Here is an 18,953-nt window from a genome sequence, read left to right as displayed (position 1 = left end):
TCAATCGATCATCGGTAGCCTTCCCCAGTCCTGGACCATCTCTGTGATCCGCAAAAGCCGCTCAAATTTGGCCCCGGGTGGGGTGGTATCGCTGACTCCCAGGATGAACCGATCTCCCGGTTTGATTTCGTTGAATAAGTTTTTCATAAAATGCTCAAACTCTTCATCCGACATGCTCTCTTCCATCAAGGCCACGGAGGGGACCCCCCCAAAAATGGTCACCTTTCCCCTGAAGGCCTGTTTCACTTCTCGGATGGTGACTTTGGTCATGGGTTGCGGGCAGATGGCTTCCGCAATATCCATGCCGCTCTCGGGGATGAGATCGAGGAGCCCTTTGTTTTCGCCGTCGCAATGGCAGAGGAGCAGTTTTCCTTTAGGGTGGAGCAGGTCTGCTAATTTTTGAAGATGGGGCATGATGTGATCCCGGAAGAAGGGGGGGTAAGTGATCATTTCATCAAAATTGGCCCCCGAGAAGATGACCTCTGCCGGGGAGTCAGCGAGGACTCGGAAGATTTGGTCGAAATACGGTTCCATATCCTCGCAGAGGCCCTGCATCTCTTTGGGATGATCGTACATCTCGAGATAAAATTTCGTTGCATCGAGGAATTCTTTCATGATGTGATGCATCGGGCTGGCCGATAGGTTCGCAAAGGCTGCCGCAAATCCTTTGTCCCCCACCTTCCTCTGAAATTCCAGGTAATTTTCATAATCGGGATGGATCTTTATATTCTTGAATATGTAACCGACCACCTTATAGTCCTTCGGTTCTTTGATGACGTGTTCGGTAATCCAGGTGATGGAGGCACCCGCCCGTTTCATCTCCTCCGTATAAATATAGGTGCAAGAGACGGACCCCAGAGGAGTGTGGTAAGTGACGCGGGTGGCATCCCCTTCTTTTTTGACCTCCCGTTCCACGCCTACCAGTTCTGGCCGGTAGGCCATCCCCCAGAGACGATACACCCCTATCCCGCGGTCAATGTTGTCTTCGGGTGAGCGGACCTTAAGAAACTCTGGGACGATTTTGTGGTACCCCCCGCCGATGTAATCTGCGATCTCGTCCAGCGTGGCGTCCGGTTTAAATGGTTTGGGTAACGTGCCATGCATGGCGTTTGAATTGTGCCAGAGGTCGATCCGGGGAACCCAGGGGAGGTGATCGGCCCACTCCCCTCGGGCAGCCTTCAGCATCCGTTCTTTATGAGTCATCATACGATCCCCCTTTAGGGTTTGGCCTTTACCAACCTATGATCTTCGAAGGGAGCCATAAGGCAATTTGGGGAATGAGAGCGACCAGGAAGATACCCGTGAGCTGAAGGAGGACATAGGGGATCACCCCATAAAACATCTCTCGCATTGTCACTTCAGGCGGCACGATCGACTTTAGATAGAAGATCGCGGGCGCCAGGGGCGGAGTCAGATAGGAGGTCTGAATCATCATGATGAAGAGGATTCCGAACCAGATGGGATCGAACCCCAATTTTACGATGATCGGAGAAAAGATGGGGATGAAGACAAGCAGAATACTGGCCCAATCCAGAAAGAACCCCGACAGAAAAGCAATCGCGAGAAAGAGGACTAAAATCCCTCCCCGACCGAAAGGAAGGCCCATCAAGATCTTTTCCGTTACATCCCCTCCTCCCAATCCTAAAAAGACGCCGCTGAACATATATCCGCCTGTGAGGATCAACATCATCATGCTGGTAATTCTCAAGGTTTGAAAGACCGTCTCTTTTAACGACTGCAGGGTCAGTTGGCCATATATCGCCGTTAAGACCAGCGCCCCGAAGGCGCCCAAGGCTGCGGCCTCTGTCGGGGCTGCTAGACCAAAGACGATGCTTCCCATCACGGCAAAGATGAGGAGAAGGGGTGGGAGAAGGGCCGTTGCGGTCATGGAGATTTTTTCTTTGATCGGGATCCTCAACTCCTCCACGGGAACGGGAGGGGCGATCGAGGGGGAGAGATAGGATCGGATCCCGATATAAACGAGGTAGATCAAGGACAGGAGGAGTCCCGGGAAGATGCTGGCGATGAGGAGTCTTCCCACCGACAACCCGGCGGCCGGGCCATAGACGACGGTGACGACGCTGGGAGGGATCAGGGTCCCCAGCGATCCGCCGGCACAGATCGTTCCGCAGATGAGACTGTGTCGGTAATTCCGTTTCAACATGGCGGGGATCGCCATGACGCCGACCATTACCTCGGAGGCCCCGATGATCCCAGTACAGGCGGCGATGATGGTGCACATGAGCACCGTGGCCATCGCCAGGCCACCCCTAAGACGGCCCGTCCAGATGCTGATGGCATTGAAGAGTTTATGGGCGATCCCGGATCGCTCGAGCAGGGTGCCCATAAATACGAATAGGGGAACCGCCGCGAGGACATAGTTTTCTGCCTGGCTGTAAACCCGCCGGATCAACATCGGAAAGATCCCTCCCTCAAATCCGACGAGGCCAAACAGGAAGGCAATGCCCATCAACGCAAAGGCCACCGGAAAGCCGGCGAAGATGGAGATCAGCATGCAAGGGAACATCAGAAGGGGAAGATATTCTGAACCCATTACTCTCTTCCTTTCAGGAGGAGATTCAAACTCCGTAAAAATTCAGAGACGCCCTGAAGCAGGAGAAGAAAGAAGCTTAAGACCAACACGGCCTTAAAAGGGTAGAGATGGGGCCGCCAAGGGCTGGCCCCCGATTTTTCTCCCATCTGGAAAGATTGGATCGTAAACTCCGTCCCCGCGTAGATGAGGGCCAGGACCACGGGAAAGAAGAGGATGAGGTAACCCAGCACATCGATCAAAGCCCTTCCCCTTGGGGAGAGATGCATATAGAGGACGTCGATTCGGATATGGCCTTTGAGAAGGAGGACGAAGGCCGCTCCGATGAGGAAATGGGTGCCATAGAGGAAGTAAGTGACCTCGTAAGACCATATCGTCGGACGTTGGAGGATGTATCTCGCGATGACCTCGTAGACCAAGGCGAGCACATTGGGCAGAATCAGCCACGCCACGGCCTTTCCAGACCACTGGCTGATTGAATCGATGGTCTTCGTGACGGAAGCGAGCATGATAAGATCGCTCTCCTTTCTTTGACAACGAGGGAGGCTCAGGCCAGGGTAGAAGGGGTGGGACTCCCTGGCCCCGAGACGACTCAATCGTATTTTAAAAATCTTATTTTCTCAATGCTTTTCCATCCCTCTTCGAACTTCCTCTGAGAATCCAAAATTCGCTTGAACCAGGGATCTTTGGCGGCATGAGCATCCGCCCATTCCCGCCCCAACTTATAAGCGGCCGCCTGAACTTCAGGGGCCAATTCGATGATGATATTTCCTCTCTTTTTGAACACCTCCATCGCCCCCATATCCAGGATCCCGATCTTCGTCCAGGACATCAGGGTGGTAATTTTGGCCGCCTCCTCGATAATGGCTTTGAGGTCCTCGGGAAGCTCTTCCCACGCTTTTTTATTGATGACAAATTCAAAGGGAGCGCTGGGTTGGTGGATCCCAGGGATGATGACATACTTAGCCACTTCGTGGAACCCCATCGGCAGATTTTCGCCCGCGCAAGCCCATTCGGTGGCATCGATGACCTTTCTCTCCAAGGCCGGCAACACCTCGCCGCCCGGGAGGGTGATGACCGATGCCCCTAATTTGGGCAGGATGTCTGCCCAGGCCCCCACCGTCCGGAATTTGATGCCCTTGAGGTCGGCCAGAGTTCGGATGGGTTTGTGGGAATGGGCAAAGACCTCGGTGGGCCGTAACCCTCCCGGGAAAGAGATGACATCGAATTTTTCCAGTCGGAAATCTTGCCAGAGCTTGTAACCCTCAGCGCTATACATCCAGTGGATCATCACTTCCGAGTTGGGGCTTCCTGCATACCCTCCGAGCAAGCAGGTGGCGGGGTGAATGCCGATATCGTATCCTGGCCAGGTATGGGCCATCTGGCATACCCCTCTTCTCACAGCATCAACGCCTTCCAAGGCGGGAGCGATGGCCCCGGCAGGGAAGATATCGATCGTCATCCGGCCTCCGCTCAATTTTTTGACCACGTCCGGCAAGACCTTCGCCATATCGGTAAAGAGAGGGATCCCGGTTGGCCAAGCGGTCGTTAACCGCCACCTGAAGGTTTTGGTCTGAGCATGGCTCCTCTTCGGTTTGGGAAGGATTGCCCCGGCGCCTAATGCAGTGACGCCCAACGCCTTTAAAAACTTCCTCCTCGATTTTTCCATCTTTGGCCTCCTTTCTCCGTCTGGATGGTTTGGGTTCAGGGGTAGGGTTTCTCGTCCTCCTCGCTTCAAGATGGGAATGGATCAGGACGTTCCCATCTTCCCAGGAACGCCTTCTTCGGGCAGGGGATACTTGCCGTATTTTTTGATGGCCCTCGCCATGGCCCAGACATTTTCGACCTTGCAATAGTCGGTCAGACTATTGGCGCTGGTGATGATGTATCCTCCCCCTTTCCCTGCGATGAGGATCCTATCCCGAACTTCCCGTTCCACTTCTTCAGGGGTTCCGAGGGTCAAGGTGTAATCCAGATCGATATTTCCGGCGATACAGACCCGATGGCCATATCGGGCCTTGATCTGACCGATGTCCATGGCCGCAGGCTGAATGGGATGAATCCCGCTCATCCCCAAGGTCAGGAGGTCTTCCAAAAGGGGAAGGATGTTTCCGTCGCTGTGAAAAATCCAAGGTTTCTTGATGGCGCTGGCCACGATGCGCTGGTAGGGGAGGAAGAATTCCTGGAACATCTCCCGACTCATCCAAGGCCCTTTCGTATCGGCGAGGTCGTCGTTGGCCCAGAAGAAGTCGAAGTCGAGCTGATTCAGGTGTTCGACGACCCTCGCGGACCACTCGGAGAATCTCCGGTGGACCTCCTTGACCAGATCCGGGCGGTCATACACATTGTAGGCGAATTCGAGGATGCCCATGCTTTCGAGCATCGAGGCAGACCCCAGACGAATTCTCGCGAACACGGCATAGTCCCCTTTATACTGGGCGAGCCATTTTGCAACCGCCTCATATCGTGCCGGGTGATCTGGGTCTGGGAGATATTCATCGAACAGTTGGAGGGAGTCCGGAGACGTCAGGAGCCCTTTTTTGATATAAGTGCGACCGGTTTCGGGGATCACGCCCATCTCGGCAATCCAAGGGGGGACAAAATCAAAGGTGACTTTCGGAGGGTAATAATAGTTCTCTTTGAACCCCTTGGCCGATTGAAGGGCCTGTCCAGCGGTGGCCTGTCCGCCCATCGGGAAGTGATAGCCGAAACCGTCCATGCCCAGTCGTTCGCAGAGCTCGCCGGGCGTAAATTGGGTGGTCCCCATGATTTTCTCTTGAAGATTTTCTTCGATGTCATTTTCGATCCACGGGACCCGGTCCGGCATCCCCCTTTTAAGGGCCGTCAATATCCGATCACGAGGTTTCATCTCTTCCATGAGATCCTATCCTCCCCCTATTTTTATCCCATGAAGGGCGTTCCCGTCTCTTGTATAATCTTGCTCAATTTTGGTAAAATCCTGCTATGTCCAGGGGGGCGGGGAGCGATTGACTTCCTGGGGGGTTCCGTTTACAATGGGGGGTGGAGCGATCCAAAAGAGATTCGAAACATGAAGGGAGCGTGGGTTCCACCATGGGAGGGCCAAGATTGTTTGTGTTGGCCTGTTCCGTTATGGAAAGGGAGTTCAGGCGGTTCCAGGACGGGAAAACGGAGTTTGTCTTTTTGGACTACGGGTTGCACCGGACCCCTGAGCAGATGGGGCAGGCCATTCAACGGGAGATCGAGAAGGTTTCCTCTCAGCCCTATGAGGGGATCGTCCTGGGGTACGGGCTCTGTAGCAACGGGATCGTAGGGGTGTCATCGACCTTCCACCCGCTCATCATCCCCAAGGTGCACGATTGTATCTCCCTCTTTCTCGGGTCGGTAGAATCTTACCAGCGCCAGTCGAAGGAGCATCCGGGGACCTATTATCTCACCCCGGGCTGGATCGAGAAGGGTCAGACCCCTATTTCAAAATATGAGTCCTATGAGAAGGCTTACGGGAAGGAGACGGCCCGGTGGGTCCTGAACGAGGAGATGAAACATTATACCCGGATCGTCTTCATCGATACGGGAGTCTATCCCCCAGACCCTTATCGGGCGGTGGCCAGGCAGAACGCTGAATTTTTGGGGATTTCTTTCGAAGAGCTCAAGGGCTCTCCCGATCTCTTTCGGAAGTTGGTCCAGGGGCCATGGGACCGGGATTTCCTTCTGATCCGTCCTCATCAGACCGTCGAACAAGAGATGTTTTTTGACCTATGATTCCTCGTCTCCGTCGCGACCCCCCAGATATCGAAAGAGGTGCCTTCCCTCCTCCTATGGCCGTTGAAAAGCGGTTGGCGGCCCTTCAACAGGCCGTGGTCTCCAGGGATGGCAAGGCGGTCCGGGAACTCACTGAGGGGCTGGTCCGTGATCAAGTGGATCTCTTCCGAATTCTGAATCAAGGGCTCATCCCCGGCATGCTCGAGGCCAGCGAGCGGTTCCGGAGGGGGGATTTCTTCATTCCGGAACTCCTGATGTCCTCCAGGGCCCTCCAATTCGGGTTAAATGTGATTCGGCCCTTGCTTCAGGAGCGAAAGAACCACAAGATGGCCAAGGTCGTCATCGGAACGGTGAAATTCGATCTTCACGATATCGGGAAGAACCTGGTGGTCATCCTCCTCGAGGGGAATGGCTTTGAGGTGATCGATCTCGGCGTGGATGTTCCTCCCGAGCGGTTTATCCGGGCGATCGAAAGGCATGAGGCTAAGATCTTGGCCATGTCCTCCCTGCTGACCTCCACCATGAGCTGGATGAAGTTCACCATCGAACGCCTCCATGCCTCTGGCTTAATCAAACAGGTGAAGACCCTGGTAGGAGGAGCTCCGGTCACCCCGATCTTTGCCAAGAACATCGGAGCGGATGGGTACTGTCGGGAGGCCACCTCCGCCCCGGCGATGGTGAGGCAGCTCCTGAATATCGACGATCATGAGATCCCTCCCACCGAGCCCTAAGCTACGGATCTCCGGCGAAACCGACCGTCAGCTCAAAAGATTCGTTCAGACCACACGGATCCCCCTGCGCCTTTATGGCCGGGACGGACATCTCTACTGGAGGTCGAGGTATTTCCAAAGCCCTTCGAATTTCTGCGCGTCGATTCGACCCGGTCAGACTCAGAGGAGGATCTGTCGGAAGGTTCAACGGGAGGCCCTTCGCGAAGCCCTCCGGTGGGGGGAGCCGATCCTCTCAAAATGCTGCTATGTGGTCATGCAAATGGTTTGCCCCATTCTCCACCGGGGGCGAGTCGTCGGCTCGCTCGTGGCCTCTCCCTTTTTGCTCATCCCTCCCTCCGAACTGGAACCTGAGGAGTTGCAGGCCATCCATGGGGGACCCTCCCTCAACCTTCGACGCCTCCGATCTTCCCTTAGGGGCCTTCCGGTCCTGAAGGACGAAGAGGTGAAGGGGGTCTCTCAACTGCTTTTCGGAATGGCCGATCAGCTTTCCGATCCCGACCTTGGCGATCTGCTCAAGGTGAGGGAAGCCCAGAATCTTCAAGGGAAGATTGCCGATCAGATCCAGGATCTGAAGGATTTCGATCGGGAACTCACCCCGGGTTTCCTGAGCAGACGGTTCTATGAACGGGAAAGGGAAATTGTCACCAGAATCCGGTTGGGCGATAAGGCTGGAGCCAAGGAGATCCTCTATCAGCTCCTGGCCATCGTCCTGATCCAGTACCTCGAAAATTTCGAGCTCCTCAAGGTTTCCACCCTCGAACTCCTCATCATCCTCTCTCGGGCCGCCGTGGAAGCAGGTGCAAAGACGGAGGAGATGCTCGGTTTACGGTATGGGTTTGTCACGGAGCTTTCGAGGATTCGGAACCAGGAGGAGCTCTGTCTGTGGATCGTCAAAGTCCTCGACAAGATCACCGACCGGATCTACCAGACGCGAAATGCGAGAAATTACCAGCGGTTGAAAAAGGCGATGCAATTTATCGAGACCCACTGTAACGAGCCCCTCACCGTGGAACGGGTCGCCAAAGAGGTCTTTCTCAGCGCCTCCCGCTTAAGCCACATCGTCAAGGAGGAGCTGGGGATGACCCTCATCGATTACCTCTCGAAGGTGAGGATCGAGAAGGCCAAGAGCCTTCTCTTCAATGAGGAGCTGCCAATCGCCCGGATCGCCCAGGAGGTGGGGTTTTCAGACCAGAGTTATTTCACCAAGGTCTTCAAGAAGATCGTGGGCTGTACGCCCCGGGCCTTTCGGCTCGGCCTCCAACAGGGACCCTTTTTCCCCAAATCGTCCCCTTCTGCTGGGTCTTAATGCCCTTTGGGATGCTCGCAGAGTTCGATCAGTACCCCGCCCGTCGACTTGGGATGGACGAAGGCCACCTTGGAGTCGTGGGCTCCAGGCCGGGGTTTTTGATCCACCATGGTCGCCCCCCTTTCGAGGAACGCCTTCACTTCCGATTCTACATCATCCACTTCGAAGCAGATATGGTGAATCCCCTGGCCTTTCGTCTCTAAGAACTTTACCAGGGGGGAATCGGGTTCGGTGGGTTGGACCAGTTCGATGTTGGACTCTCCGATCTTAAAAAAACCCACTCGGGTCTTCTGAGCGGTGACCACCTCCACTCCCGAAAGGGTGAGGCCCATCACCTCTTGATAGAACCTGGCGGCCTCTTCGAGGTTGTGGACGGCGATGGCGATGTGGTCGATTTTTTTCAGCATGTCTCGCTCCTTTCCCTCCGACCTTAGAAAGTGGCACGAGGGATTTGAATATTCAGGTGGTTTTTACATTCTCCCGGATGTAGTGAATGATCTCCTCGGTCGAGGTCCCCGGCAAGAAGATTTCACGAATCCCGACCTCCTTGAGACGAGGGATGTCATCCACGGGGATGATCCCTCCTCCGAAGACGTGAATATCTTCCGCCCCCTTCTCTTTGAGGAGTTGAACCACCTTCGGGAAGAGGCTCATGTGGGCCCCCGAGAGGCTCGAGAGACCGACGATGTCGACCCCTTCCTGGATGGCGGCATTGGCGATCTGTTCCGGAGTCTGACGTATCCCGGTATAGATCACTTCCATGCCCGCATCCCGGAGGGCCCGGGCGATGACCTTGGCCCCCCTGTCGTGGCCATCCAATCCGGGTTTTGCGATGAGGACTCTAATTTTTCGGGGCATCTGTCACCTCCGGCCTGATCGAGAGCTTTTTGATGATGACGCGGAACAGGATATCGGGGCCTTGAGGGATTACCGTTCCCGGTACTCCCCGAACACCTCCCTCAGGACGTCCGAGATCTCTCCCAGCGTGGCGTAGGCTTTCACGGCCTCAAGGATCCGGGGGACGATGTTTTCAGTCCCTTGAGCCGCCTTTTTCAAGGCGCCCAAGGTTTCCCTCACCCTGGCCTGATCTCGCTCCCCTTTGACCCTGGCCAGTTTCTCTTTCTGGTACCGTTCGATCTCGGGGTCGATTTTCAGGATGTCCCTGAGAGGCTCTTCTTCGATCTGGAATTGGTTCAGCCCCACGATGATCCGTTTTTTGGTTTCGATTTCTTTCTGATACTGATAAGCGCTCTCGGCGATCTCCTCCTGGATGAAGCCCGATTCGATCGCCTTGATGGCCCCTCCCATGGCGTCGATCTTGTCGATGTATTCCTGGGCCTTTCTTTCGATCTCGTGGGTGAGGGATTCCACCGCATAGGACCCCCCGAGGGGATCGATCATCTCTGCCACGCCGCTTTCGTAGGCGATGATCTGTTGGGTCCTCAGGGCGATCCTCACGGCCTCCTCCGTGGGAAGGGCATAGGCTTCGTCTTTGGAATTCGTGTGAAGGGATTGGGTCCCTCCCAAGACCGCGGCAAGGGCCTGGAAGGCCACCCGGACGACATTGTTCTCGGGTTGCTGGGCGGTGAGGGTGCATCCGGCGGTCTGCGTATGGAATCGAAGCATACACGATTCATCCCTCTTGGCCTTGAACCGTTCCTTCATGATCCTGGCCCAGAGCCTTCGAGCGGCCCGAAATTTGGCCACCTCTTCGATGAAATTGTTATGGCAACAGAAAAAGAAGGCGAGCCTGGAGGCAAAGGAGTCCACATCCAGGCCAGCCCGTATGGCGGCCTCCACATAAGCGATGCCGTCGGCAAGCGTAAAGGCCACCTCCTGGACCGCCGTGCAGCCGGCCTCCCGCATGTGGTAGCCGCTGATGCTGATGGTGTTCCATCGCGGGACGTGCTCCTTACAGAAGGCGAAGATGTCGGTCACGATCCGCATCGATTCGAGGGGTGGGTAGATGTAGGTCCCCCTGGCCGAATACTCCTTTAAGATGTCGTTCTGAATCGTTCCCTGAAGAACATGGCTTGGGACCCCCTGTTTTTCCGCCACGGCAATATACATGGCAAGCAGGATGGCAGCGGTCGCATTGATGGTCATGGAGGTGGAGACTTGATCGAGGGGAATGCCGTCGAAGAGGATCTCCATGTCTTTTAGGGTGTCGATGGCCACCCCGACCTTGCCCACCTCTCCCTCCGCAAGGGGATGGTCGGAGTCATAGCCGATCTGGGTGGGGAGGTCGAAGGCGACGCTCAAACCGGTCTGTCCCTGTTCGAGGAGATATTTATATCGTTTGTTGGTCTCCTCCGCCGTGGCGAACCCGGCATACTGCCTCATCGTCCAGAGGCGACCCCGATACATCGTGGGCTGGACGCCCCGGGTGAAGGGATATTCACCCGGGAAGCCCAGGTCTCTGCAGTAATCGAGCTCTCCGAGATCGAGGGGGGTGTAAAGCCGTTTAAGTTCGATATGGGAGGTGGTCTGGAAGGAGGGTTGACGCTCCGGGGCTTTGGACACCGCTTTCTGGAGGGTCGTCTTCTCCCAACGCTCCATCTCTTCGCGTATGTTTTTGGACATGATTCACACCTCCACCCTCCGGACGTCCGATCTCGGCCTCCGGAGGTCGGATTTCCTGTTAAAGGGGGATGTTACCGTGCTTCCGCCAAGGGTTCGTATCGACCTTGGTTTTTAGGATGTCGAGGGCCTGGATGATCTTGGGACGGGTCTCCTCCGGTTCGATGATCTCATCGACATATCCCAATTCGGCCGCTTTGTAAGGACTGGCAAATTTCATCTGGTATTCCTCGACCAGTCTCTTGCGGGTCTCTTCGGGGTTGCTGGATTCTTTGATCTCGTTCCGGAAGATGATGTTGACCGCTCCCTCGGCGCCCATGACGGCGATCTCCGCGGTGGGATAGCAATAGTTGATATCCCCCCGGATGTGTTTGGAGGACATGACGTCGTAGGCCCCCCCGTAGCCTTTTCGGGTGATGATCGTGACCTTGGGGACCGTCGCCTCGCAATAGGCGTAGAGCAGTTTGGCTCCGTGGCGGATGATCCCCCTTGCCTCCATATCGATCCCCGGCAGAAATCCCGGGACATCCACGAAGGTGACCAAGGGGATGTTGAAGCAGTCGCAGAACCGGACGAACCGGGCGGCCTTGACCGAGGAGTCGGGGTCGAGGGACCCGGCCAGCCAGTTGGGCTGATTGGCCACGATCCCCACCGGCATCCCGTTGTAACGGGCGAAACCGACGACGATGTTCTTGGCCCAATCTTTCTGGACCTCGAGGAAATATCCGTGATCCACCGTCCCCAAGATGATCTTCTTCATGTCGTAGGCCTTCTTAGAGTCTTCAGGGACGACGGTCTTGAGCGACTCCTCCATCCGGTTGGGATCATCGGTACATTCGATGACCGGAGGTTTTTCCCGGTTGTTCTGGGGCAGGAAGCTGAGGAGCTCCTTGATCAGCCGGATCGTGTCCTCGTCGTTCTCCCCGGCGAAGTGGGCCACGCCGCTTTTCTCCATATGAACCTGTGCCCCTCCGAGGAGCTCGGAGGTGATCGGTTTGCCATCGGGCGTCTCGGTCTTTCCGAGGGCAGCCCGGATCACGTCCGGGCCGGTGATGTGGAGGTAACTGGTCTTCTTGGTCATCAAGATGAAGTCCGTGATGGCAGGAGAATAGACCGCTCCTCCGGCGCAAGGGCCCATGATCGCGGAGATCTGGGGCACCACGCCGGAGGCCAGGACGTTTCGAAGGAAGATGTAGGCATAACCGGCCAAACTTTCTACCCCCTCCTGGATTCTCGCCCCCCCCGAGTCGTTAAGCCCGATGATGGGGGCGCCGGTCTTCATGGCAAGATCCATGATCTTGCAGATCTTTTCGGCGAAGGCCATCCCGAGGGCACCGCCGAAGACGGTGAAGTCTTGAGAAAAGACAAAGACGAGACGACCGTGGATCTTCCCGTAACCGGTGACCACGCCATCGCCCCAGAATTTCTTCTTCTCCATCCCGAAATCGGTGCACCGGTGAGTGACGAACTTGTCCAGTTCGACGAAGGTCCCTGGATCGAGGAGGAGGTCCAGTCGCTCCCGAGCAGTCAGCTTCCCCTCTTTGTGCTGCTTATCGATCTTCTCCTGTCCCCCTCCCAAGAGGGCTTCGGCCCTTCTCCTCTCCAACTCTTTTCGGATGGCTTCGATGGATCGCATGCGTGGATCCCCCCTGTCCCATTCAAATTCAAAACGGAAAACTCAAACCCCAAAATTCAGATGCAACGCCCAAAGGATCAATCCTCAGGGAAGACGGGTTAAGGACTCCGGAGTTCTTCGGCGATCATCGTCTCGGCCAGGGAATAGGGATCGAGGCGTCGATGGGCCAATGCTTCGAGGAGGTTTTCCCATCGGGGATCGGATTGGATCTTCTCCATAAACCGGGTCATCACCTCTGACTCGAGAACCTCCAAGAAGAGGGTCTTGGCCCTTTCCTTTTGCTTCTTTTCGAGGCCCTGGCCCTGTTCCAGAGCCTGCCTGTGGCGGTAAATGCCATAGACCAGTTCGAAGATCCCCTTCCCGAGGATCGCCTCGGTTTTGAAGATGGGAGGGTCCCACCCGTCCTCTCGCTTCCGCCCCATCTCGAGCACCATCCGGAGGTCCCGCTCCATCTTGTCCGCCCCTTCGCGTTCACACTTGTTGATCACGAAGAGATCTCCGATCTCGATGATCCCCGCCTTGATCGCCTGGATATCGTCTCCCAGGCCTGGGATGAGGACGACGATCGAGGTATGGGCCGTGTTGACGATGTCGACTTCGTCCTGCCCCACGCCCACGGTCTCGACGAGGATGATGTCCTTTCCCATGGCATCCATGACGTTAACGATGTCCTGGGTGGATCGGGAGAGACCGCCGAGAGAACCCCGGGTGGCCAAGGAGCGAATGAAGACGCCTTCATCCGTCGCATGGCGCTGCATCCGGATCCGGTCGCCGAGGATCGCCCCTCCGGTAAAGGGGCTGGTGGGGTCGACCGCCACGATGCCGACCGTCTTTCCCTCCTTCCGGAAGATGTCGACCATCTTATCGACGATGGTCGATTTCCCGGAGCCCGGTGGCCCCGTGATCCCGATGACATAGGCCCTCCCGGTCCTCGGATAAAGCTCTTTCAGGGCGTCCGTCGCCGAGGGGATTCGATCATCGATGTCCCGCATCAATCGGGAGGCCGCCCGAATATCTCCCTGGAGGATCCGTTGGACCAGACTCATTGCGGTATCACCTTAGCAGAAAACGGACCTCATCGCAATAGAGGAAAGCGAAGGCCCTCTCCTGCCATCCTTTAGAGGGCCCTTCCCGGAACGCCGATGTGTCTGGCGATGACGATTCGCTGGACTTCCGATGTCCCCTCTCCGATATCGAGAAGTTTCTGGTTCCGGTAGTGACGCTCCACCCCATATTCCTTCATCAACCCGTACCCTCCGTGGAGCTGGACGGCCTGATAGGCCACGCGGTGATACATTTCGGAACAATATAATTTGGCCATGGCCGCTTCCTTTCCGAAGGGTCGATGCTGTTCGCAGAGCCAGCAGGCCTTGTAGAGGAGCAATCTTCCCAGCTCGATCTCCGTGGCCATGTCCGCGAGCTTGAAGGCGTTGACCTGAAAGGTGCCGATGGGCCGGCCGAATTGCTCCCGCTCGGAGGCATATTTGAGGGCCAGCTCGAAGGCGCCCTGGGCCCCACCCAGTCCCATGGCCGCAATGCTGAGCCTTCCTCCGTCCAGGGTGGCCAGCATCTGGTGAAATCCGTCCCCCCGTTTTCCCAACAGGTTCTCTTTGGGGACCTTACAATCGGTGAAGTAGAGTTCGCCGGTGTTGGAGGCCCGCCAGACCATCTTTCCGTGCATGGTCTTGGTGGTGAATCCCGGCGTTCCGTTCGGCACGAGGATGCAGGAGATCTCGGGCCGGCCATCGGGGCGTTTTCCGGTGACCGCTTGCACCGTACAGACCTTGCTGATCTCGGTCGTCGAATTGGTGATGAAGATCTTCGATCCGTTGAGCACCCAGTAGTCTCCTTGGAGGACGGCGGTGGTCTTGGAGGCCCCGGCATCGGAACCGGCATTGGGCTCGGTCAAGCCGAAGGAGGCAAGGGCCTTGCCCGCGCAGAGGTCCGGAAGCCACCTCTGTTTCTGTTCTTCGTTCCCATAGTAATAGATGGGAGCGATGCCGAGAGAATTCCCCGCGGCGAGGGTGGCGGCCTGAGACCCGTCGATCCGGGCGATCTCTTCGACCGCGATGATATAGGAGATGTACCCCACATTGCTTCCCCCATACTCCTCCGAAACGAAGGGACCGAACAGGCCGAGTTCCCCCATCCGCTTGGTCAGGTGGTAGGAGAACTCTTCTTTCTCATCGAGCTCCTGAGCCACCGGAGCGATCTCTTTTTCCGCAAAATTGCGGACCATTTTTCGAAGCATCTGTTGCTCTTCGGTCAGGTCAAAGTCGAGTGCCATAGGTGCCTCCCGAATCCCCTCACCCCCCCCACGGGGAGGGGGGTGAGGGGGCAGATTATCTCGTGGGTTTGAAATACTTGATGTCCAGGATGCTTCCCTCGCGATCCTCTTTGGGTTTGAAGACCGCCTCGACCGGCATGCCGATATAGACGTCCTTGAAGTCGACCTCGCCCAACCAATGGACGAGCCCTCCCTGGGTGCCATCGATGCGGATCACCGCGACGATGGAGGGGGTCTCTTTCCGGATGCCGTCAAAGGTCTCCCAGCACTGGGTGAAGGTGTGGACCGTCCCCTTCGTCCCCACCTCCACATAATGGTCCTCTAACCGGGCAAAGCATTTCTCACAATAGGTTCGAGGGGGGACGTAGAGGAGCTCACAGGCCTCGCATTTTGCCCCGAAGAGCTTTCCGTTGATGATCTCCCGGAAGAACTTCTCTCCGGCCCGGCCCACCGTGTAGATATAGTTCATCGGGATTTGGCCTTCCCAATACGTGACGTCCGTGGTCTTCTGAAGACGTTCGATCAACGCCATGGTTTCACCTCCTGATTTAGGAAATCGGAAATCCGAATCTCGAAAACCGAAACCGGCGTGAAATTCTCAACCCCGATTCTCAAAAGGATGAATCTTCCATATTGGCCATTCGGATTTTATTCGATGGGTTTGAAATATTTGATATCGGTGATGGCCCCGATCCGCTCCTCCGGCGGTTTCCAGACCGCTTTCACCTTCATGCCCCGATAGATCTTCCACGGATCGACCTCGTTTAAGAGATGGAGGATGCCCATCCCCTTGGAGGCCCCGTCGATTTCGATGATGCTCTGGGTGATGGGACGGACCCCTCCCTTGATGTCGAGGCGGGCCGCCTTCCAGTCGACGTAGCCGATGATCCAGGCATTGACCACCCCTGTATCCTGGACGTAGACCCATTCGCCGGTCGGGACCCAGCAGAGTTCGCAGAACATCCTCGGCGGGAGCATGATCCGGTGGCATTTGTCGCATTTCTTGGCGATGATCCTTCCGTTTTTGAGCTCCGCGAGATACCGGCCGATGGCCGGGCCGTTGTCCCAGGCATATTTCAATTTGGGCTCCCATTTTACCGAGAGGACTTTTCCTCCAAGGATCTCCTCAGCGGTCAATTTCGTGGCCGTGTGAGCTACCATTTTATCCGTGATCTCCATGGTTTCACCTCCTCCTTATTTTCTCAAGACGACGACGGTCCCCACCTGCATGAGATCGCCCCAGGCATTGGCCACGCCGCAGGTAGGATTGCCCGGGACCTGCCGTTTTCCAGCGCTTCCCTTGAGCTGGAGATAGACCTCCATGATCTTCATCAGGCCGGCCGCGGAAATGGGATTTCCCACGCCCAGAAGACCGCCCGAGGGCGAGCAGGGAAGGTTTCCGTCCCGGTTGAAGTGGCCTTTGACGAGCAGGTCGACCGATTTTCCCCTCGGGGCCAGCATCAACCCCTCGATGTGATGGAGTTCCTTGTAGGTGAAGGGGTCGTAGGGTTCGGCCACGTGGATCTCTTTGGCCGGTTCTCTGATGCCGGCCATCTGGTAGGCCTGGCGTGCGGCCACCTCGAGATAGTCGGGATAATAGAGGTCGCGCGTGCACCAGTAAGCGGTATCGAGACACCAGCCCACGCCGGCGATCCAGATGGGTTTCTCGTCGATCCTGCGGGCCACATGTTCTGCGGCCAGGACTAAGGCGCAGGCCCCGTCGCTCGTCGGGCTGATATCGAGGCGGTTGACCGGCCAGGCCATGATCTCGGAGTTGAGCACGTCCTGAACGGTAATCTCCGCGGGCAGTTGGGCCGAAGGATGATCCATGGCGTTCTTCTTGTTCTTCACGGCCACCAGGGCGATCTCTTCTTTCTTATAGCCGTGGGTCGTCATGAATCGGTTCATCTCGATGGCGAAGATGTAGATCAGGGTTGGGTAGAGGGGCTGTTCCGTGGTATGATCGAAGATTGTCAGAAAAGCCCCTGCCGGATGGGGATAGGCACAGGACATCTTCTCCTCGGCCACGACCAGGCAGGTGTCGAACATCCCTGAGGCGATATGAAACCACGCATGGGCCGGCGAGAGCACCCCCGTTCCACCGCCCACGAAGTGTCTCATGTAGGGTTTTCGAAATGCGCCTGCCCCATCGGAGAGGTATTCGCCCTTCATGTGGACTCCATCGAAGGCGTCAGGAGCAGACCCTACCACGACACAATCGATATCGGAGAGCTTTAAGCCGCAGGAGTCGAGGGCCATCTTGGCGGCCTCGTAGGCCAGCTCCTTCGGCGTCTCCTGGGCGTTCCGGTAGAATTTGGTAATTCCCGCTCCAACAATGGCTACCTTTCTCATTCTGTCACCTCCTTGTTCAATTGCTCAGGATGGCCACGGTTCCAGTGGTCGTCGGAATCCCCCGCCAGCTCTGGGCAAGGCCCGTTGTGACATTTTTCAATTGATTCTTTCCGGCCTCTCCCCTTAACTGGCGGACCACCTCCAGCACCACATGGCCACCGTTCAGTTCGAAGAGGTGTCCCACTCCTAAGCATCCTCCCGAAGGATTGACCGGGAATTCTCCCCCGATCTCGGTCCCTCCGATCTCCGTCAGGGGGCCGGCCTCCCCCTTTTTACAGATCCTCATGGCCTCGAGGTGTTGAAGCTCTTTGTAGGAGAATTCATCGTTGATCTCCGCAAAGTGGATCTCCTTCCGGGGATAACGGATGCCGGCCATCTTGTAGGCCATCTCCGCTGCGAGCTGCGCATAAATAGCCTCTCCCCAGGGTCGGGTCTCCAACCCCGGTGTGTCCGAACACCATCCGATCCCCCTGATCCAGATGGGTTTATCGGAGAGGGATTTGGCGGTCTCTTCATCGGCCAAGACCATCACCACCGCGCCATCGGAATGAGGGGCGATGTCCATCCGGGTGAGGGGATAGGAGACGACCTCTGAATTGAGGACGTAGTCCAAGTCGACCAGGACCCCATGGGCCGCCAGCTCGTTGGTGAGGGCATTCCTTTTATTCTTGACCACAACCCGGGCGATCTGCTCCCGCGTCGTGCCGGTTTCATACATAAATCTTGCCATCTCCATGCCCGCCACGGCGTAGGGGCTCTCCTTTAAGGGCCTGTTGTAGATCGGGTCCATGGCGAAGGTGACCATGTCCGAGAGGGTCAGCATGTTGGAGGCCTTGGACATCCCCTGGACGACCATGATCCTGCCCACCCCCGAAAGGATCATCATATAGGCGGAGGCGAGGGAGTGGATGACGTCGCCCGTGACCGTATAGATGGGTCTCAAGACCGCTCCCAATTGATCGGGACAATACTCGTCTGCAATGCTGTAGCCCTCCAGAAAATCCTCGGAGGTCGCTACAAAAGCGTCCACATCTTTCGGCTCGATGCCGGCCTCGAAATACGCCTTGGTCGCCGCTTCATAGGTCAGCTCCCGGTAGGAGACGTCAGGGGTCGTGGCCCGAAATCCCGTCGTCCCTATGCCAACAATTGCCACTCGTTTTGCCATCTGGTGGTTTCCTCCTTTCTTTCGAGAATAGGGGGGTCTCCCCGAAGGTGGATCGGTTTCACCTCCTTTCTTTTTGGGAATGGATTTCTTCACTGGCGAAGGCTTCTGTGCACTGCTATCAAAGGTGACTCACTATACCATAAAATCCACTTTACGTAAACTGTAAAGTTTAGGCGAAAAAATAATCGGCCGCCCCTTTACGATCTCGGCTTGATGTTTTCCCGAACCCATTTGACCGCTTCTTCGATGGGCGTTCCGGGTAGGAAGATCGCCTTCACCCCGCAGGCCTTCAAGGGGGGGATATCCTCCTCAGGGATGATACCTCCTCCGAAGACCACGATGTCGCCCGCCCCCTTTTCTTTGAGGAGCTGGATGACCTGGGGGAAGATGTAGTCGTGCGCTCCGGAGAGGATCGAAAGCCCAATGCCGTCCACATCCTCTTGGATGGCCGTGGCCACGATCTGCTCCGGGGTCTGGTGAAGCCCGGTATAGATCACCTCGAACCCCGCATCGCGAAACCCCCTTGCGATCACCTTCGCTCCCCGGTCATGTCCATCCAGGCCGGGTTTGGCAATCAGGATTCGGACCTTCCGTTCCATGTCCC

General features: G+C 56.5%; 19 protein-coding genes. 3 read left to right on the top strand and 16 right to left on the bottom strand.

Annotated elements, in window-relative coordinates; genetic code table 11:
- From N3G78_07340 to N3G78_07320, 5 genes are all read right to left on the bottom strand, one after another.
- Positions 1-1,203: a hypothetical protein gene (locus tag N3G78_07340; GenBank protein ID MCX8117725.1), complete on the bottom strand. Its 1,203-nt coding sequence runs from the start codon at positions 1,201-1,203 to the stop codon at positions 1-3.
- A gap of 28 nt (positions 1,204-1,231) precedes the next feature.
- Positions 1,232-2,527 (bottom strand): TRAP transporter large permease subunit, encoded by a 1,296-nt coding sequence (locus N3G78_07335; GenBank protein ID MCX8117724.1) that lies wholly within the window; start codon positions 2,525-2,527, stop codon positions 1,232-1,234.
- A 26-nt stretch (positions 2,528-2,553) separates the two neighbouring features.
- Positions 2,554-3,060, bottom strand: coding sequence for a TRAP transporter small permease subunit (locus N3G78_07330; GenBank protein ID MCX8117723.1), 507 nt, complete (start codon positions 3,058-3,060; stop codon positions 2,554-2,556).
- An 83-nt stretch (positions 3,061-3,143) separates the two neighbouring features.
- Positions 3,144-4,220: a TRAP transporter substrate-binding protein DctP gene (gene dctP, locus N3G78_07325; GenBank protein MCX8117722.1), complete on the bottom strand. Its 1,077-nt coding sequence runs from the start codon at positions 4,218-4,220 to the stop codon at positions 3,144-3,146.
- A gap of 81 nt (positions 4,221-4,301) precedes the next feature.
- On the bottom strand, positions 4,302-5,429 hold the full coding sequence (locus N3G78_07320) for a uroporphyrinogen decarboxylase family protein (protein ID MCX8117721.1): 1,128 nt from the start codon (positions 5,427-5,429) through the stop codon (positions 4,302-4,304).
- 233 nt (positions 5,430-5,662) lie between these two features.
- Here N3G78_07320 and N3G78_07315 point away from each other — a divergent pair, with 233 nt between their 5' ends.
- From N3G78_07315 to N3G78_07305, 3 genes are read left to right on the top strand one after another with little or no spacing between them, the layout of a single operon-like run.
- Complete coding sequence (locus tag N3G78_07315; GenBank protein ID MCX8117720.1) at positions 5,663-6,292, top strand: DUF1638 domain-containing protein; 630 nt, start codon at positions 5,663-5,665, stop codon at positions 6,290-6,292.
- 56 nt (positions 6,293-6,348) lie between these two features.
- Positions 6,349-7,023, top strand: coding sequence for a corrinoid protein (locus N3G78_07310; protein ID MCX8117719.1), 675 nt, complete (start codon positions 6,349-6,351; stop codon positions 7,021-7,023).
- Complete coding sequence (locus N3G78_07305) at positions 6,998-8,329, top strand: helix-turn-helix domain-containing protein (GenBank protein ID MCX8117718.1); 1,332 nt, start codon at positions 6,998-7,000, stop codon at positions 8,327-8,329. Before N3G78_07310 ends, N3G78_07305 begins: the two co-directional genes overlap by 26 nt.
- On the opposite strand, the gene mce is transcribed toward N3G78_07305, so the two are convergent.
- From mce to N3G78_07250, 11 genes are all read right to left on the bottom strand, one after another.
- Positions 8,326-8,736, bottom strand: coding sequence for a methylmalonyl-CoA epimerase (gene mce, locus N3G78_07300; protein ID MCX8117717.1), 411 nt, complete (start codon positions 8,734-8,736; stop codon positions 8,326-8,328). The genes N3G78_07305 and mce overlap by 4 nt on opposite strands.
- A gap of 52 nt (positions 8,737-8,788) precedes the next feature.
- Positions 8,789-9,187 (bottom strand): cobalamin B12-binding domain-containing protein, encoded by a 399-nt coding sequence (locus N3G78_07295; GenBank protein MCX8117716.1) that lies wholly within the window; start codon positions 9,185-9,187, stop codon positions 8,789-8,791.
- 69 nt (positions 9,188-9,256) lie between these two features.
- Positions 9,257-10,912 carry a methylmalonyl-CoA mutase family protein gene (locus N3G78_07290; protein MCX8117715.1) on the bottom strand — a complete coding sequence of 552 codons (1,656 nt, stop codon included), beginning with the start codon at positions 10,910-10,912 and terminating at the stop codon, positions 9,257-9,259.
- Positions 10,913-10,970: 58 nt separating this feature from the next.
- Complete coding sequence (locus N3G78_07285; protein ID MCX8117714.1) at positions 10,971-12,545, bottom strand: acyl-CoA carboxylase subunit beta; 1,575 nt, start codon at positions 12,543-12,545, stop codon at positions 10,971-10,973.
- A gap of 98 nt (positions 12,546-12,643) precedes the next feature.
- Positions 12,644-13,591, bottom strand: coding sequence for a methylmalonyl Co-A mutase-associated GTPase MeaB (gene meaB, locus N3G78_07280; protein MCX8117713.1), 948 nt, complete (start codon positions 13,589-13,591; stop codon positions 12,644-12,646).
- 71 nt (positions 13,592-13,662) lie between these two features.
- Positions 13,663-14,832 (bottom strand): acyl-CoA dehydrogenase family protein, encoded by a 1,170-nt coding sequence (locus tag N3G78_07275; GenBank protein MCX8117712.1) that lies wholly within the window; start codon positions 14,830-14,832, stop codon positions 13,663-13,665.
- Between the two features lie 55 nt (positions 14,833-14,887).
- Positions 14,888-15,364 (bottom strand): Zn-ribbon domain-containing OB-fold protein, encoded by a 477-nt coding sequence (locus tag N3G78_07270; GenBank protein MCX8117711.1) that lies wholly within the window; start codon positions 15,362-15,364, stop codon positions 14,888-14,890.
- Positions 15,365-15,480: 116 nt separating this feature from the next.
- Positions 15,481-16,011, bottom strand: coding sequence for a Zn-ribbon domain-containing OB-fold protein (locus tag N3G78_07265; protein ID MCX8117710.1), 531 nt, complete (start codon positions 16,009-16,011; stop codon positions 15,481-15,483).
- 15 nt (positions 16,012-16,026) lie between these two features.
- Entirely contained in the window at positions 16,027-17,184 is a 1,158-nt protein-coding gene (locus N3G78_07260) for a thiolase domain-containing protein (protein MCX8117709.1), read from the bottom strand.
- Between the two features lie 16 nt (positions 17,185-17,200).
- Positions 17,201-18,349, bottom strand: coding sequence for an acetyl-CoA acetyltransferase (locus tag N3G78_07255; protein ID MCX8117708.1), 1,149 nt, complete (start codon positions 18,347-18,349; stop codon positions 17,201-17,203).
- A 197-nt stretch (positions 18,350-18,546) separates the two neighbouring features.
- The gene (locus tag N3G78_07250) at positions 18,547-18,948 is read right to left on the bottom strand and encodes a cobalamin B12-binding domain-containing protein (GenBank protein ID MCX8117707.1); all 402 of its coding nucleotides are present in this window, start codon (positions 18,946-18,948) and stop codon (positions 18,547-18,549) included.
- Positions 18,949-18,953: the final 5 nt, after the last annotated feature.

It is taken from the genome of Thermodesulfobacteriota bacterium, assembly GCA_026415035.1.
Lineage (GTDB): Bacteria > Desulfobacterota > BSN033 > BSN033 > UBA1163 > RBG-16-49-23.
This window is presented reverse-complemented; position numbering and strand designations above follow the sequence as displayed.